General features: G+C 37.3%; 1 pseudogene. It reads right to left on the reverse strand.

The features are described 5' to 3' along the window. A pseudogene (locus ACW9JY_RS10660) lies at positions 1–225 on the reverse strand (AAA family ATPase); the annotation flags it as partial.

Consider the following 225-nt stretch of genomic DNA (forward strand, 5'->3'; position numbering starts at 1 on the left):
CTCCAGGAGATTTTGTACATAGAGTTCTTCAATTCCTATCTCATTTTTTAAGAATGTTTTTACCTCTTCTTTCTCAAAAGGTCTGGAAATGGTAGAAAAACCTTCTTTATCTCGAGAGATAAGCAGAATGCTTTCTAAATCTGTATGTCTCACCATCTCCGGATTGTGGGTAGTAACAATAATTTGCTTCTTCTGTGATGCCTCTTTCAACATCTGCACAACGCC

This window comes from Petrotoga sp. DB-2, assembly GCF_054051725.1.